12 protein-coding genes are annotated in these 15,703 nt (G+C 53.1%); 4 read left to right on the top strand and 8 right to left on the bottom strand.

Annotated elements, in window-relative coordinates:
• Positions 1 to 73: 73 nt before the first annotated feature.
• The gene (locus SH248x_RS00880; protein ID WP_459556623.1) at positions 74 to 1,072 is read left to right on the top strand and encodes a DUF6655 family protein; all 999 of its coding nucleotides are present in this window, start codon (positions 74 to 76) and stop codon (positions 1,070 to 1,072) included.
• 77 nt (positions 1,073 to 1,149) lie between these two features.
• Here SH248x_RS00880 and SH248x_RS00875 read toward each other — a convergent pair whose 3' ends face one another.
• Positions 1,150 to 2,868, bottom strand: coding sequence for a glycoside hydrolase family 2 protein (locus tag SH248x_RS00875; protein WP_459556622.1), 1,719 nt, complete (start codon positions 2,866 to 2,868; stop codon positions 1,150 to 1,152).
• Between the two features lie 281 nt (positions 2,869 to 3,149).
• The gene (locus tag SH248x_RS00870; RefSeq protein ID WP_459558559.1) at positions 3,150 to 4,217 is read right to left on the bottom strand and encodes an aldose epimerase family protein; all 1,068 of its coding nucleotides are present in this window, start codon (positions 4,215 to 4,217) and stop codon (positions 3,150 to 3,152) included.
• 425 nt (positions 4,218 to 4,642) lie between these two features.
• On the opposite strand from SH248x_RS00870, the gene SH248x_RS00865 reads away from it, so the two are divergent.
• Positions 4,643 to 5,863 carry a type IV pilus twitching motility protein PilT gene (locus SH248x_RS00865; RefSeq protein ID WP_459556621.1) on the top strand — a complete coding sequence of 407 codons (1,221 nt, stop codon included), beginning with the start codon at positions 4,643 to 4,645 and terminating at the stop codon, positions 5,861 to 5,863.
• Between the two features lie 56 nt (positions 5,864 to 5,919).
• On the opposite strand, the gene SH248x_RS00860 is transcribed toward SH248x_RS00865, so the two are convergent.
• From SH248x_RS00860 to SH248x_RS00845, 4 genes are all read right to left on the bottom strand, one after another.
• Entirely contained in the window at positions 5,920 to 6,585 is a 666-nt protein-coding gene (locus tag SH248x_RS00860) for a hypothetical protein (protein WP_459556620.1), read from the bottom strand.
• Positions 6,582 to 6,983 carry a RusA family crossover junction endodeoxyribonuclease gene (locus SH248x_RS00855; protein ID WP_459556619.1) on the bottom strand — a complete coding sequence of 134 codons (402 nt, stop codon included), beginning with the start codon at positions 6,981 to 6,983 and terminating at the stop codon, positions 6,582 to 6,584. Before SH248x_RS00855 ends, SH248x_RS00860 begins: the two co-directional genes overlap by 4 nt.
• 107 nt (positions 6,984 to 7,090) lie before the next feature.
• Entirely contained in the window at positions 7,091 to 8,611 is a 1,521-nt protein-coding gene (locus tag SH248x_RS00850) for a hypothetical protein (RefSeq protein WP_459556618.1), read from the bottom strand.
• A 13-nt stretch (positions 8,612 to 8,624) separates the two neighbouring features.
• Positions 8,625 to 9,785, bottom strand: coding sequence for a hypothetical protein (locus tag SH248x_RS00845; protein ID WP_459556617.1), 1,161 nt, complete (start codon positions 9,783 to 9,785; stop codon positions 8,625 to 8,627).
• A gap of 140 nt (positions 9,786 to 9,925) precedes the next feature.
• Here SH248x_RS00845 and SH248x_RS00840 point away from each other — a divergent pair, with 140 nt between their 5' ends.
• Positions 9,926 to 10,429 (top strand): ribosome biogenesis domain-containing protein, encoded by a 504-nt coding sequence (locus SH248x_RS00840; RefSeq protein WP_459556616.1) that lies wholly within the window; start codon positions 9,926 to 9,928, stop codon positions 10,427 to 10,429.
• 57 nt (positions 10,430 to 10,486) lie between these two features.
• Here SH248x_RS00840 and SH248x_RS00835 read toward each other — a convergent pair whose 3' ends face one another.
• Together SH248x_RS00835 and SH248x_RS00830 are read right to left on the bottom strand one after the other, a co-directional pair.
• Positions 10,487 to 11,236: a ComF family protein gene (locus SH248x_RS00835; protein WP_459556615.1), complete on the bottom strand. Its 750-nt coding sequence runs from the start codon at positions 11,234 to 11,236 to the stop codon at positions 10,487 to 10,489.
• A 161-nt stretch (positions 11,237 to 11,397) separates the two neighbouring features.
• On the bottom strand, positions 11,398 to 14,568 hold the full coding sequence (locus tag SH248x_RS00830) for a HEAT repeat domain-containing protein (protein ID WP_459556614.1): 3,171 nt from the start codon (positions 14,566 to 14,568) through the stop codon (positions 11,398 to 11,400).
• Positions 14,569 to 14,876: 308 nt separating this feature from the next.
• Here SH248x_RS00830 and SH248x_RS00825 point away from each other — a divergent pair, with 308 nt between their 5' ends.
• Positions 14,877 to 15,578 (top strand): hypothetical protein, encoded by a 702-nt coding sequence (locus SH248x_RS00825; RefSeq protein ID WP_459556613.1) that lies wholly within the window; start codon positions 14,877 to 14,879, stop codon positions 15,576 to 15,578.
• The last annotated feature ends 125 nt before the right edge of the window (positions 15,579 to 15,703 follow it).

Raw genomic sequence — 15,703 nt, 5'->3', positions numbered from 1 at the left:
CGGAATGAGATTCTGAGAACCCGTGGAACGTGATATTTTTCACCGGCCTCACGACTCTCATTCTCGAATTCCTATGCTACTAACAACCGACCAAAGCCGACGTCACCCGATCTGGAAGTCGATCGCGTTGCGCGCTGCTGTCGCTGCCATGATGGTTGGCACCGTCGGCTGTGGGAAGACCGTGCAACAGGCGGGGACCGAGCAATTACTGATCTCCGACGCCGTCGACCGCGCGATCGCGAAGGTTGACTTCAGTTCGATGCGTAACCAGAAAGTCTTCCTCGATACTCAGTTCGTTCGCAATATCAAGACAGTCACCATCGTCAACGCAGACTACATTGTCAGTGGGACACGTCAGCAACTCCTCGCGGCTGGGTGTCTGCTGCAGGATTCGGAAGAAAATGCAGACATCGTCCTGGAAATTCGCATCGGGGCGATCGGGAACAATGCTCACGAATTGACGTACGGTATTCCTGCCAACAACAGCCTGGGAGTCGCCTCAGCGGCTTTGACCGGCGTCCCCTCCATCCCCACAGTTCCCGAAATCTCGTTCGCCAGAAAGAACAATTATCTGGCCGCTGCGAAGGTCGGATACTTCGCTTACGACAAACATTCCCGCGAGCCCATCTGGCAATCCGGTCCACAGCGTGGCCTGAGTCGTGCCAGAGAATACTGGGTCATGGGCGCTGGTCCGTTTCAATCGGGAGAGATTTTCGACGGCACCATGCTCGCAGGAAACAACCTGGATGGCTCGCAGAGAACAGGTCACATCACTGCTCAGGAAGTCTCCTATTGGGAGTCGCATCAGTTCAAACAGCTCCAAAACCGCTCCGAATCAGATGTCGATCTGGGAGATGAAATTCAGCATGCAGGACACAAAGAAACGGAAGGCTCTCGCCAACCCCCCGGCGTCCTTCCCACTGCTCCCGCTTCGCCTGAGGCTCCGAAACGCAAGAAATTCGATCCTTCTGTTTACCGCAAACCGGGCGGTCAGGTTTCACAATCAGAAGGCGAGCAGGAAAACAAGCTTGATCCTGCCTTCGCGGATCAGTCTCATGTGTCGGTCAATTGAACAGACCCGAATCGACAAAAAAAGCCATGCCCGATTTGTCGGACATGGCTTTCTGCAATCAGTCACTCTTCAGTCGATCAATCGAGCAGACCTGCCTCTTTGTGGATCTTCTTGAGTTCTTCCGGCTTGGCCTTCTGAACCTTGCGATCATAAGTCAACAGTCCGTTGATCTCACCTTCGACGTCAGTCGTCTGGGTATAGATCCCCGCTGAGATGCCGTGTTTACGCAGGGCTGCGAGCATTTCCATCGAACGGGTGTAACGTGCGTTCCACTCCTTCAGATCCTTCGGCAGGTTCCCATAGCCCCAGTTGCGCATTTCCGGATTCCAGATGTGTCCTTCGACCGGGAAGCCGTGGCCGCCGAATTCTCCTTCGACCAGGATGTAATCGTCGAAACGCTTCCCTGTATCGAGAGCAAACGGAAACCCTGGGTGCGGGTAGTTGTGGTGGTCGACAATGTCCCCTGCTGGATGCCAGTTACCGCCACTCGCGACGTTGACGATCCGTGTTGGATCGTGCTTGGAGGTCCATTTGCCGACTTCCACCGACTGGTGTTGTCCCCAGGCTTCGTTGAATGGCACCCAGACAACGATACTTGGGTGATTGTGCAACGTATCCATCATGGTCTTGAGCTCAGCCATGTACTGCGCATGAGCTTCCTTGGGCCAGGTCGGATCTTCAGGGTTCTCATCGAGACGTGTCCACTTTGGCGAGTGAGACAGCGAACTGACCTGATCCTGCCACAGCATGATGCCGACGCGGTCGCAGTATTCGTAGTAACGACGGGGTTCGACCTTGATGTGTTTACGAATGGTGTTGAAACCAGCGGCTTTGAGGTAATCAACGTCATAACGCATGGCCTCATCAGACGGAGGAGTCAACAGCCCGTCCGGCCACCAGCCTTGATCCAGCGGCCCCAGGTGGAAAATTTCCTTGCCGTTGAGCGTCAGGCGGTGTTGACCTTTGGCATCAATGACACGACCGACTTCTCGAACGCCCAGGTACGAAGTCACAACGTCGTCGCCGACCGTGACCTTCAGGTCATACAAATTCGGCGTATCGGGCGTCCACAGTTTCGGATCTGCGATCTTCAACGCGACTTTCCCCTTCCCTTCCCCTTTGGCAACCACTTGACCGCCGAGAGAAACTTCGACTTTGGCCGTCTCTGCAGCCCCTTCAGTGACGACATCAACCGTCACGTCGCCATTGATTTTGGTATCGATCTTGAGTGACGAAATGTAAGTCGCTGGGACTTCCTCCAGCCAGACGGTCTGCCAGATTCCGGACACCGGTGTGTACCAGATCCCTTCATTTTTCAGACGTTGCTTGCCGTGAAGCTGATAAGCATCAGGGATATCGGTAGCATCCGTGACGCGCAACTGGACGGTATTCTCGCCGTCTTTGGCAGCCTCGGTGATATCAAACGTGAATGGCAGGTTCCCGCCGACGTGACTGCCGACTTCTTTGCCGTTCACCCAGACAGTGGTTTTGTAGTCGACGGCTTCGAAGTTCAGTAGAAGTCGATGCTTGTCCGACTTCTTCGCCGTGAAGGTCCGAGAATACCAGAGTGCGTTTTCAGGTGTGAAACGTCGTTCCACGCCAGACAGCGGGGCTTCGACAGCAAACGGAACGAGGATCTTTCCATCAGCTTTGGGCATCGCGTTGACCTTCTGGTCGGTGATCGCGTAGTCCCAGTGACCATTGAGATTCTGCCACCCCTCACGTTTGAGTTGAGGACGAGGATACTCCTTCCAGACATTCTCTGGAGTGACTTTATCAGCCCACTGAGTCCGCATCGTAATCTTTGCGGGAGGTTGAGCCATCACATCGGCTGAACATAGCGCCGCAAGCATCGCGAACACTGAAAACAATTGACAAGCGCGTTTCATTGTTTTCCTCTCTGTAAGTTCTGGTTCATTAAATTGAATTGAATGTTGATTGGCGAATCACGGCGTAGGGTGCCGGTGAGTCTTCGAACCGCACCAACTGCGTTCACAATCGCTGATCAACGGTCGAAACCGCATTTGGTGCGGTTCGCAAAGCCTCATCAGCACCCTACGACCAATCTCAGGCTGGCTTACTTTTCAACGCCGAAGCGGAAGGAGGTCTGAGTGTGATACTCTTGTCCTGGCTTGAGAATCGTTGATGGGAAATTCTTCTGGTTCGGGCTGTCTGGATAGTGTTGAGTTTCCAGACAGAAGCCGCCGCGGTGCACGTACGACTTGCCAGATTTGCCCGTCAGGCGACCATCCAGGAAGTTACCGCAATAAAACTGCACGCCGGGCTCGGTCGTGCGGACTTCCAGAACGCGACCAGTCGTCGGCTCGACAACTTTCGCGGCCAGAATCATCTTGCCTTTGTCCGCTTCTGTTCGGTTCAACACCCAGTTGTGGTCATAACCACCGCCGAAGGTCAGCTGCTCGTTCTTTTCACCGATCTCTTTGCCGATGGCCTTGGCTTTGGTGAAATCAAAAGGCGTTCCTTTGACAGCAGGGAGTTCGCCTGTCGGGATCAACGTCTCGTCGACAGGAGTGTACTTGTCAGCGTTGAGCATCAGCTCGTGACCAAGGATGTCCCCAGAGCCTTCACCTTTGAGGTTGAAGTAAGTGTGCTGAGTGATGTTGACCGGAGTTGCCTTGTCGGTCGTGGCTTTGTAGGTGATGAGGAGTTCGTTGTCGTCTTTGAGCTGATAGGTGACGCTGACCTTGAGGTTACCCGGATAGCCTTCTTCTTTGTCTTTGGCGAGGTAGGTCAGCTCGATTTCGTTTTTGTCTTGTCGGTAATCTGCTTTCCAGACAACTTTGTCGAAGCCGATGATCCCGCCGTGGAGGCTATTCGGGCCGTTGTTGACGGGCAGCGTGTAAGTCTGGCCATCAAGTTCGAATTTCCCCTTGGCGATGCGATTTCCGTAGCGACCGACGACGGCGCCGAAGTAAGGTTTGTCAACCGCATTCATGTACCCTTCGACCGAATCGTAACCGAGCACGACATCGCCGAGTTTGCCAGCCTTATCGGGCACCTGGATCGAGGTAATGATGGCACCGTAATTGGTGACCTTCACTGTCATTCCAGCCTTGTTTTTCAGCGTATAAAGCTGAATCGAATCAAAATCCTGGACCTGTGCGAAAACCTGTCCAGCCATCATTACCAACGCAAAACTGATCGTAAACGCGAGCGAACGCATGGTGAAGCCTCCGAAACATTTCAAAAAGAGCCCTGAGATGCTTTCTCGAAGTTTATCGTGACACTGCCATCCAATCGAGTCAACCCATCAGCATCGTTTCATTGATTAAACTCTGGGAATTCGAGTTGCTATCACAATATTTGGGTAAATTTGGGCGAGCAGACTGAACTGTTCCATTCATTACCAGACGATCGCGACGTCGATAAAATCTCGAAGAACAGGTCTCAATCGGTTCCCGAGGACCACATCCGCGTCCGATATACGGATTATCCCATTCGCCTTCAGCGAAGGTTCGCGCAATTCCCGAGCGCAGATTGACTTCGGGAGACGCGGGCCACACAATAAAACTGTCGCATTTCTGCATTCTGATTTCTCAGGGAGAACGCATGAGTTCACACGCTGCACCTACTGCTCCTAGCGCTCCAATGATGCCCGATCCATTTGCCGCCGCTGCCGCTTCGAGAATTTCCGCAACGGCTCGTCCTATCAATCCGGTCCTGGGGCGTCCCGATAATGAAATCGACTCGATCTTTCGCGCGATGATCAAGCTCAAAGGCTCCGACCTTCACCTTCAGTGCGGCAAGCCTCCGATGTTTCGCATTAAGGGTTCGATTCGCGAAACCCAGATGGAGCCAATCGGCAAAGAGAAGATGTACCAACTGTTCGAGCCAATGATGGACGAACGGAACAAGCGCATCTTCCAGGAAAACGGCGGCTGCGACTTTGCCTACGTCGTCGAAGCAGATGGGCAGACCTGGCGTTTCCGGGTCAACTTGTTCATCCAGTTGGGGAATCCTGGAATGGTCACTCGTAAAATCGAGCGATTCATTCCGCCGTTTGAGAAACTGAACCTGCCAGCTGTCATGGAAGAGCTTTGCAAGTACGATCAGGGGATGGTGCTGCTGGCCGGGGTGACCGGTTCTGGTAAGTCAACCACGATTGCCTCCATGCTTGACTGGATCAACCACCAGTACCGCAAACACATCCTGACGATCGAAGACCCGATCGAATTTATTTACACACCCGACAAATGCCTGATCAATCAGCGCGAAGTCGGGGGGGATGTGAAGGACTTCAAGATCGCGATGAAGCATGCCGTGCGTCAGGACCCGGACATCATGCTGGTGGGGGAAATGCGGGATATGGAGACGTTCGAAACCGCCATGCACGCCGCGGAAACGGGGCACTTGGTTTACGGAACGATCCACGCTTCGTCTGCACCCTCGACAATCGGTCGTATTCTCGACCTGTTCCCGCAGGACATGCACAGCGCTCTGCGTTCCTCAATGGCCTTCAACATGAAAGCCATCGTCGGTCAGAAGCTGCTCAAGACGATCGTAGAAGAGCCGAGCCGGGTCCCGATCATCGAGATCATGCTTTTCAACCCGACCGTCCGTAAACTGTTGATCGAAGGGGAAGACGGCAAACTCTCAGCTGCGATTCGTATCGGGAAAGAAGAAGGGATGCAGCAGTTCAACGACTCGCTGAAACACTTCATCGACAAGGAAATCATCAGCCGGGCCGACGCGTTGGAAATTTCGCCCAACCCGGAAGAGCTCAAGATGGTCCTCAAGGGGATCAACGTCCGGTCTTCAGGGATGCTGTAAGCATTAATGACCAGCAGGTCAAAGTTATTCTTTATTTGCTGGTCATTTTTTTCTTATCACCTGAACTCACCTGCAAGCATTTGATTTGCAAGAATAGAAGAGTACGTCGCTTTAAGATCTCTTGTTTTTAATTCGATATCCACAGCTTTGACTCCATGCACAATCGCATTTCTTGTTAGGAATAAACTGCGAAGTTGGTCATATTGTTCAAACGTAAGTTCACCTTTTGAATAAAGATGATCCACAAGCGATCGCGTTGGAAGTCGCTCAATTGGTATTCCAGCTTCAATAGCAATTCGTCTTAGCAACCCTTCGACTCCTATCCAATAGACGATAAAAGCCTCTTCGGTCTCTGACTTCTCTTGAAGGTCGTTTGCTGTTTCAAAAAAACGACGAATTTCTGACAGATTGAATAATTCCTTCTGCTCAGAAGTTCCCACCTCGTCTTTTTCAGTTACTACTAAAAATCTCCATCCTGAGTTCTTCTTGACACGATTTGCGATTTCCTCCATTCGATCAACTGGAAAAGGACTTTTCGAGTTTCGAATCTCAATAATATAGTTCTTGTCTGGCGACTTTACAGCAATCAAATCAGGCGTATAAGGGCCAAGATCGAATGGAAGCTCGTCCTTTGCTGGATTTAATATGACTTTAAAGCCATCCTTGGCATATCGCTCTGCCACTTCTGCTTCAAGGTTACTCATTGGACTGCCGTGAATCATAGGTAAGTTTCCAGTGGCTTAGGTGGAGTGCGAATTCGTACGTAGACACATTCCGACTGTGCATGAAACGCTTGAATAAGAATTGGCGGCAACTCTGTAATGTCAACTATCCCGCTGTAAGGTCGACGGTGTGAATCGACGTCACTTACAAGAATATCATCGCTGTAAACAAGATTCACGAGTGCATCTTGAATGGGCTTGATGATATTATCGATATCAACCGGATTTTGGTCACAAAGATAAACTAAAGTTACCTGAACTGGATCGTTTGTGACTGTTGGTCCTGACCAACTGCGTTGTGCTTCCGACAGAACAAACTGCTTCCAAATTTGCAAGTTGTTACGATTCCTTGTCTGCAATGACACAGGTCTTCGAGGAATTATAAACTCGAACAGCATTCGTTTTCCCAGGAAAAAACATCAGAATCACCTTTTTAATATCGTACCTTCGCCAGAATAAGACCATCAATGATGTTCCGATGTCAGGAGAATCAATTCTCATTTTTTTACTTCCTCGACGTCACCTTCTCCACAATCGGCGATTGTCCTGTCCGGGTCTTGAAGCGGATCGTCAGCTTCGCATCGTCATAAGTCCAGGACTCGGCGTACCCCGATGCACTCAGGGCGCGTGTGGATGATGTTGGTTTTCCCAAGGTCTTGTAAACTTGTTCCGGCGTCATTCCCTCGGAAACAACACCCTGCCTCATCGCCTCCATCACAGGATCTTTCGGCAACGCGGCAAACTGGCCCGGAGTCAGCCATTTGCCTTCGACTTTGGTGTACCCCAGTCGCGCGAGTCGGATTTCAATCTCTTCGACATTGGGATGTTTTCGATTGAGGGCATCCAGAATCTCGGAGGCTTTCGCTGTATTCTTCACCAGTGTCAGATAGTCATCCGCCAAAGACACACTGTCAGCCACGCTGTCCATATTCAGACGTCCTTTGCGATAATCCAGCCAGGTGTTGAGGACATCTTCGTAAGTCTTCATATCGCCTTGCTTACGGTAGGTATCTGCCAGTTCAAGCGCCTGCTGACGGTTCGCTGTCTTGAGGGCCTGGAAGCGATAAGCCAAGTACTTCTCCATAAACGGCGTCGACAGTTCTGGCGAATCTGGCAGCAACACGTTGAGCTTCTCGGCAAGCTCTTTGCCGTTTGCACCGTCTTCTCGCAGTTGATCTTTCAAGCCTGCCTGGACGACGTCCTGATAAAAAACTCGCTCGAGAAACCGGCGTGATAATGGTGGAGCAGTCTCATAAGTCGCCAGCGGTTTGCTGCGATACTGATTGGCGAGCAGGAGATTGGACGGTGCAGACGTACCGGCACCGGGCAATTTGTCTGTGACCATCTTGATGAACGATTCAAAATCGAATGATTTTGGATCGCGTTGGGAAAATGCCAGACGCAAGCCTTCATGATTGATCGGTGCAAGTGTTTCCGTCGACAAACCCTGTTGTCCCGCCATCGCTGCGACATCGAGTAGCGCGAAGCCATCATCTTTGGGAAGGTCTTTTCGAGCGAGATTCAAGCCCTGCAGGCGGACATCGTTCGCTTTGGCCGCCAGGTCGGTATCGCCGTAATAGTCCGCTCGTTTTTGAGCCCATTTCGCGAGATCGTAATAGTCTTGAACTTTGACATTCGGCAGCTTAAGTCGACCATCGATCGATTCGGATTCTGTCGGCAACCCCCGCATGTGTCGAATTTCAAAGTACGTCTTCCCGTTACGTCGGCGAAGCTCGCCGGTCACTTCCAGCCGGCCAGATTTCTGCGGTGGATTTGAATCCCGAGGAATATGGAATTCGATATCAGACTTCAGGAATCTCAAGACATCCTTTGCCACAAACGAGAGACGACCTTCGATCGACATCTCCTTGTCGACCATCGAGGGGTATTCGCTTTCCGCTTTGACGAACTCCTCAACAAACATCGCTTCGGCGCGCTGTTGCGCAAACACAGAAGTGCTGCTCACATGACCCAGGACGACCAGAGACAGAAACTGACAAACCGCAACGATGATGAGCCTGTTCACGATCTTGTCCTCGTTAATTCTTCGCCTGCGCGGTCAACAGCGAGGTTGCCTGCTCGACATGGGAGGCTTTTGATTGTCGCTCGAACAGCTTTCTGAGCTCATCCTCGCTATCCCACGGCTGACGTGCGGAGGCAACCATCGATAGCGTTTCCGGGTGGCACCACAGGAAGGCTGTGTCTGGTTTCAATGAGATCATCCAGCGATCTCCTCCTGCATTTTCAAATTTCCAGTCATCCAACTGAGCAGCAATGATCACGCGCTCATAAGTTTCGCCCACTTCGAGGTCTTTCAAGCAGGGCAAATCGGCCTGAATCACAATCGGCGTCGATTCGATCATGAGATCCTGACCAAACACAAAATGAGGACCAGCGCCTGTCCCGCCTTCTGCCTGTTTGATCCTCAGATCGAAGATCATCCAGCTTCCCTGATAAAGCGTCGTAAAGCGAGTTGGCCATAAGCCGAGGGTATGGTTATCGGCGTAGCTTTGTGCATCGGTGGCGATATCAAACATGTCGTAGCTGGAGAGGTGATTGAGCGTGAACAATTCTCTGCCGAGTTGGCGAACCTGATGTTCCAACGCATCTCCAGGGCGGAGTGTATTGAGCGCCTTGACCGCCAGTTGCAACTGCTCATCGGCCGCCTTCATATCGCGGGCCTGCAGTTTCTCCTGCGCGTTGGCCCAAGCGTCTGAGAAGAGAACCTGTGCCTGCGAATAATTACGAGCACTGACGCCGTACCACAGCGTTAATGCCAGGACGAGCAGAATCGATGCCGAGATGACTCGCAGCGGCGTGATCTGTCGACGAGTCCAAGTCGCAGTCGAGATGGCTTTGTTTTTTGCCCCCGTTGCTGCTTTCCCGGCTCTTGTCCCGAGGGCGCTCGCGGCGACGGAAAGTCCTCCTTTGACCATCGCGAGAACGGAGGCGGCGGGTTTCCCGGCTTTGCGTTTCTTCTTTGGCTTGATCTTCCGAGGTTCCGGATACGGATTCGTCGGAAGAACGTAGTGCAGACGCTCACAGGCAGGGCAAGGGAGTAGGCGAGTCTCAGCGGCTCGTGCACCCGTCAATTTCTCTCCGCACTGGCAGCGAATGTCGTACGCATTCACCTCGACCGTCACCTCAGGGGCCGATTTTGGGCGTGGTCGTTTGCGTTTAGGCGGAGAAGAATCAATCATGGGGCGTCGCTATCGGGCTCCCGTGGATGTGTTGTGATATTCGTTCTCACAATTATACGTCGTCCGACTGAGTGACACGAACCGACTTCGACGAAAAAATCCCGATTCGCGCCCATTGCCTTGGTCATACGTCATTTTCCATGGAATGGTTCAACTCAATCCCGATCCTGCAGGAGGGTTTCACGTTGTTTCCCGAGACGATCATCGTCGTGCATCCCAACGAACGCCGTAGTAAATGCTCCGTCGAGCCTTTGCGTGGCAAAGAAGGATTCACGTTCTGGACTTACCCCCATAAACAGCCTGAGCAGCTGACGGGGTATGTCCGTCTGGGAATCGGCGGCGAGCTGATCAGTCCAGAAGATGCAACGAAGGGGCTGGTCGTTCTCGACGGCACGTGGCGCTGGGCAGAGAAAATGGAACAGCAGTACCAGGAACTCCCCATCCGCAGCCTGCCGAATTGGGTGACTGCCTATCCGCGCGTCTCAAAAGTCTATGCAGACCCACAGGGAGGACTGGCGACGGTTGAAGCTATTTACGCGGCGTATGTCGGCCTGGGACGGAATGTCGACGGGATGTTGGATTCGTACTACTGGAAAGAGAAGTTTCTGGAGTTGAATGCCGAGCGGTTGGCGGGGAATGTTTAACCACCATGTCTCAAAGGCACGAAGTAGTCAAAAGCATTGCGACTGGGACAGGCATTCCTATGTCTTCCCTTGCCCTCGCGCGATCGCGACGGCGTAAACGGTGCGGGCTCCGCTAGCTTTGAGCAGTTTCGCGACGTGATGCAGAGTTTCGCCAGATGTCATAATGTCATCGACAATTAGAACCGTTCGATCCTGAATGTGTTTTGAGGGGAATGCTTTGTAGACGTGACGGACGTTGCGACGTCGTTGCAAGACGTCCTTGATATTGTGCTGGTCTTGGGACGGTTTGTGCTGGATGACGACACGACGCCGGACGGGTGTCTTTAAAAGCTGGCCGAGTTCGTGGGCGATCCAGATGGGAGCAGAGTTTTCTCGGCGCAGTCGTTTCCACCAGTAGTTGGGGACCGGAATGATGACGTCTGCACTCCAGTCACGCAGTCGCTGACGATGCTTTTCGAAGAGCATTCGTGTTAACAGACGGGCAAGCGCATGATGGCGTGGCTTTTTTGCATTCACGCAGGTCTGAGCTAAAAGGCCCTGGTAACGTCCCAGCGTGACCACTTCTTCAAAGTCATACGTCACCCCGCGACAGAGCGGGCAACCGGTTTCGTCTGCGGTATAGGGCCCCACAGTCGCAGCACAACGCAGACAGGTGTCGAATGAACCTGTGGGTGTCAGTTGCGTCAAACACGTTCCGCAGACGGGCGTGTGTGAATGCAATGCCGGCTGCTCGCGACAAAGCAGACAATCGACCGGGAAGACGAGGTCGAGGAATTCTGCTTTGAGTGTGGAGAGGAAGACGTTCAACGCGTAGTCTCGGACGGCTTGAAGGTTTCAGCAAAGCATGAGAGAAAGTTGCCTGCGATTCGACAGGCAACCGGGAGCCCGCCCCGCATATTGAGTTTTCGGACGTTGGAGGCAGACTCGCGAGCTGCGGCCAGAATCCACTTTGATTCTCTTGCACCGTCTTACTTGGGCGGTGCCAGCAGTAGCACTTCCCCGCCACTGACTAACTGCGGATCTTTCGCTGGCGTCTCCACTTCGTGCAGCGCCGAGATGACGCCCTTTTTTCCGACCTCAATCGAAGCCGAGTAGGACGACGACTTCACGGGCGAAATCGCACCGACGGCATCCGCTGCGACCTTGCTTTTCCCGTGCTTTTCAAACAGCGATTTAAATCCCTCTACCTGATCCAGCCCGCCGAATGCCGGGTCACCCGACATCAGCTTCACTTTGCAGGATCCGCTGCTGTCCAGTTTCTTGAGGAGCTGCAGCGACGCGGCACGATACTCTTCAATCAGATTGTTATTTTCCTGATCGTCATCTTTCTCGACAGACTTTGAGGCAATCGCATAGAGCGCCGCAGAGGTGTACTGAAAGGAGAGGCTCGCCTGATGCGATTCCTGATTCTCTTTGAGAAAATCGATCGCCGCGATCGGACCATTTTCATACATGAGAATCGTGGCTTGAGCCGTCACCCCGCGACTCGTTTTTGGCCCCTTCTCCGCAGCTTTTTTGAGCGAAATCATCGCCTGATCCAGCTGTCCGGTACGTCGGTAAAGCTGTCCGAGCGCCTCGTTCACATCGACTCGATTCTCCCGCAAACGACCTGCCTGCTTCAGATCCGCTTCGGCAGCTGGAATGTTGTTTTGAATCAGATAGCAGTCACTGCGTTTGAGAAAGACATCGTTCATGGCGGGATTGAGCGCTAAGGCTCGTGAATAATCGACGATCGCTTTTTCAATCTCGGCCTGATGATAATAGCAATCACCTCGTACCGAATACGCATGCGGCGATTCGTCATCATGATCGATCGCCAGGTTGGCAATCTTCAGCGCCTTGGTGAAGTTCTTGTCGCGCAGATACTGCTCGGTTTCATGTGAGATATTATAGCCCGGGTTATTCTGGAACGAGTTATTGATCGCGGTCAGAGCCTGATCTCTGAGTAGCTTGTTATCTGTTTTCAACACCAGATCTGCCAGATAGACACGCGACCGGGTATTCGACAGCTGGCTGATCGCATTGATTGCCTGCGACATGAATGCAGCCAACTGTCCCTCTTGAGACTTGGGATTTCGCTCCCATTTTCCAACAAAGGAGATAAGCGTTTCCAGCGTCTCGCCGTCGGCATAGTAATGAATCTCACTCAGCAGATGCCCCAGACTGATGTCCGCATCCGGCTGATAACGCTCGAGCATCATCCGCACCAGACGCTGATAATGGCTGGTCGAAACAACGCCGATGGTCAGCAGAGCATCCCGCTCTTCGTTGTTCTTCAGTTTGTCATATCCCTCGATCAGCATGTCGAAGGTGTCATAATCACCCAGTGAAATGAGGGCAGAAATCAGCGGAGCCCGGTTCTCGCTGCTCTTCTGGTACAGTTTCTTCAACGGCCCAATCGCTGCATGGGGCTTGTGAGCCGTCAGGTAGGACAGCAGTTGAGAATCGCTGGAATTGCTTTCGATATTCGCCAGACAATAAGACGTCAGGACACGCTCCAGTTTCGGGTCATTGATCGAAGAGAGTTGCACGAACGCCTCGCGTCGGATCTTTGCATCCTCGTGTTTCAGGTGATCGAGCAGAATCCGCTGCAGTTCTGGATGACCGATCTGTGCGAGCGCCTTGAGGGCCTGAATCCGCACCTCGACCGAAGGACTCACCAGCAGTTGCTCGATCTGATCGCGCCATCGATTCTGTGGATGGGCAGAAATCGTTTTCATCGCCCGCTGGCGGACGTCGAGATTTTCTTCTTTCAACAGGGCGAGTACCTGATCCTGCATGCGAACATAAGGCGACATCAGCAGGCAGCGAATCGCCTCCTCGGCGGTTGATGAATCATCTGACGCGCGAGCCGCTTTTAGCAATGTCTCCTGAGCCAAGGGATGATCGATATAGCTGAGCGCGACATAGGCTGCGCTGCGAAACTTCGCATCCTTGTGACTGGCATATTCCAGCAGCATCGGCAGTTGCTGAACAGCCAGTCGTGTCCCTGCCAGTCGCATACCAGCCATCTTGGAATACGGATGCCCATCGCGAATCTCGTCAATGAGGTCATCATCGTTGGTCAACTCATACGCACTCGCGAGGACCTGCGTGGACGCCTCGCTGGCCCAACGGAAGAAGCGTGCCGTCCCGTCATTTGAATAACTGATCGCTTCGAAGCTTTTATCATCGGGAACAATGACTGCCAGTTCCGTGATCGCTTCGGGGAGGCCGAGGAATCGACCCTCGTCTCCGTACTCCTGCTTCCCGTGCTGCGCGATGGACTGCAAAAACGTGTTGCGAATCGACTGGTCAATGGGAACCGAATCCGATGCCCATTCAATCACCAATCGGGAAAGTCCGTGAGCCGACATCTCGTCAACGGTATCGACCAGCGCCGATAGCCCTACGCTCGTTGCTTCTCCATGAATGGTCATGAGCGCCAGGCAGTCTTTGGGACCAATTTTTTCCAGACGAACCTTCAGCATCGCATGGAAGAAATCATTCAGGTTGACTGTTTGAGTCTCCTTACCCATCGGCACCTTTACAGACAGTTCCGGGACATGATTGCCTTCATCGAGATCCTGAAAGACCAGCCACGTCGCGGCGAGCCCTTTTGCGGGCACGGTTACCTTCTCGGCGACTTCGAGCGCCTTCAAACTCGGATAGCTATCTCCGACATTGACCGAATAATTCGTCAATTGCGGATTGAGGGGTTTGTAGGCATGTGTCTTGCCATCTTCGTCCAGTTCCACTGCGCGACCATTCAATGTCATCGCGTCATTGGTCGGATTGACCAGAATCATCCGCACTGCGAAAACGCGAATCTGTTTCTGGTCGCCACCCAGGTAAGCTGTGACGAACCCGGGAGATTCAAAGACCAGCTGGACTCCCTTCGACTGCTCGACGAAAGGATATTTCTCAGCATCAATCCGCGCGAGCTCTTCTCGAATCTCGCGGTAACGCTTCAGGACATCGGTCAAACGCTTTTCGTCGACAATGCCATCAGCCGTCAGTTCGTTGATCGTCTTTTCTTCGACAGCTGTTTGTTCGTCTGTCGCTTCATCGGCGCGGGCAGGGAGCGTACCTGTGATCCAGAAACAGAGCAGAGCGCTTCCCAGCGCCAACCAACCGCGCATGACCCAAGTTTTTTGCATCGCCATCACCTGACTCTACGTTCGCTAACCCCGGAAATTCGCCGGTAAAATCTCCTTAACGCGTCGCCCCACCGCGATTCGTCATTATCACTCTGATGCGCATGAGCTGTCAATCCCCTCTTCGAGGTTCAACCCGTCAGGTTGATGAGAATCTGTATCGACCAGTCAAACCCTGAGTCTGCCCTGCCCTTTCGAACAAACTATTTCGGTCGACTTTGGCCTCTTTGCCCGACCTCGTTTTCTGTACGTGGTAGGTTTGTGTGTTCTCATCACCTCTCCGAAACCGACCACTCGAAAGGTCTCTTGCAATGAGCCTCTCTGTGACCTCCCTCCAACGCACGATCTTCACGTCTCTTTGCGGACTTGGCCTGGCTGCTTCCCAGGTTCAAGCAGAGTGCCCCTGCAATCGTGCAGCAGGGACTGATTCCATGGCTCCCGTGCCGATGTCTGCTGCTCCCATGTCAACCGTCCCGATGACACCTGGCCCGATGGGACCCTTCGCGACTGGTCAAATGAGACCAATGGCCACCATGCGACCGATCAATCCGATGGGGCCGACCAGTTTCTTCGGCATGCGACCTGTCCCGATGCAAAGTTACGATCAGGTGCAGGGCGTTGACCCCAACATCGTCGTCCCACAACCTGGCATGTTCCCGCCACAGCCGGCCGCCGCGATGCCTTATGTCACGCCACCATCGTCGAATGGCTTTCAGTACTTCCGCACGACTCGCATGATCCCGGCCAATAAGCCACCCCGAGTTGCGATGGTCGACATCTACACCGACCCCGCCAGCACCGTCCGCGTCTTCGACATCCACCCGTTCCGCGAACAGGACGAAGTCAAAGGCTACCACGACGTCAAGAACGCCAACCTCTGGGTCTTCGAAACAAAAACCCTCTACCCTGGCCTTCCTCACATCTACAAAGTCGTCTCGACCAATCCCGAAGGCATCGAAACCGTCAAGTTCGTTCGCCTCGTTCCGGGCCGAGTCGTTGACGTTGAGTTCTAAGATTGGATCCTTTCCTAATCTGGTCCTTCTCCCTCGGGGAGAAGGTGGCCGAGTCGAACCTTTGGCTCGCAATTCAACACAGTCGAGGTCGGATGAGGGAACTCTGAGGACCTCCAACCCGATCA

The sequence above is a fragment of the Lacunimicrobium album genome (assembly GCF_052161635.1).
Classification (GTDB): Bacteria; Planctomycetota; Planctomycetia; order Planctomycetales; family Planctomycetaceae; genus SXPC01.
Note: the sequence above shows the minus strand (reverse complement) of the source record. Positions and strands in the feature narration are given on the sequence as shown.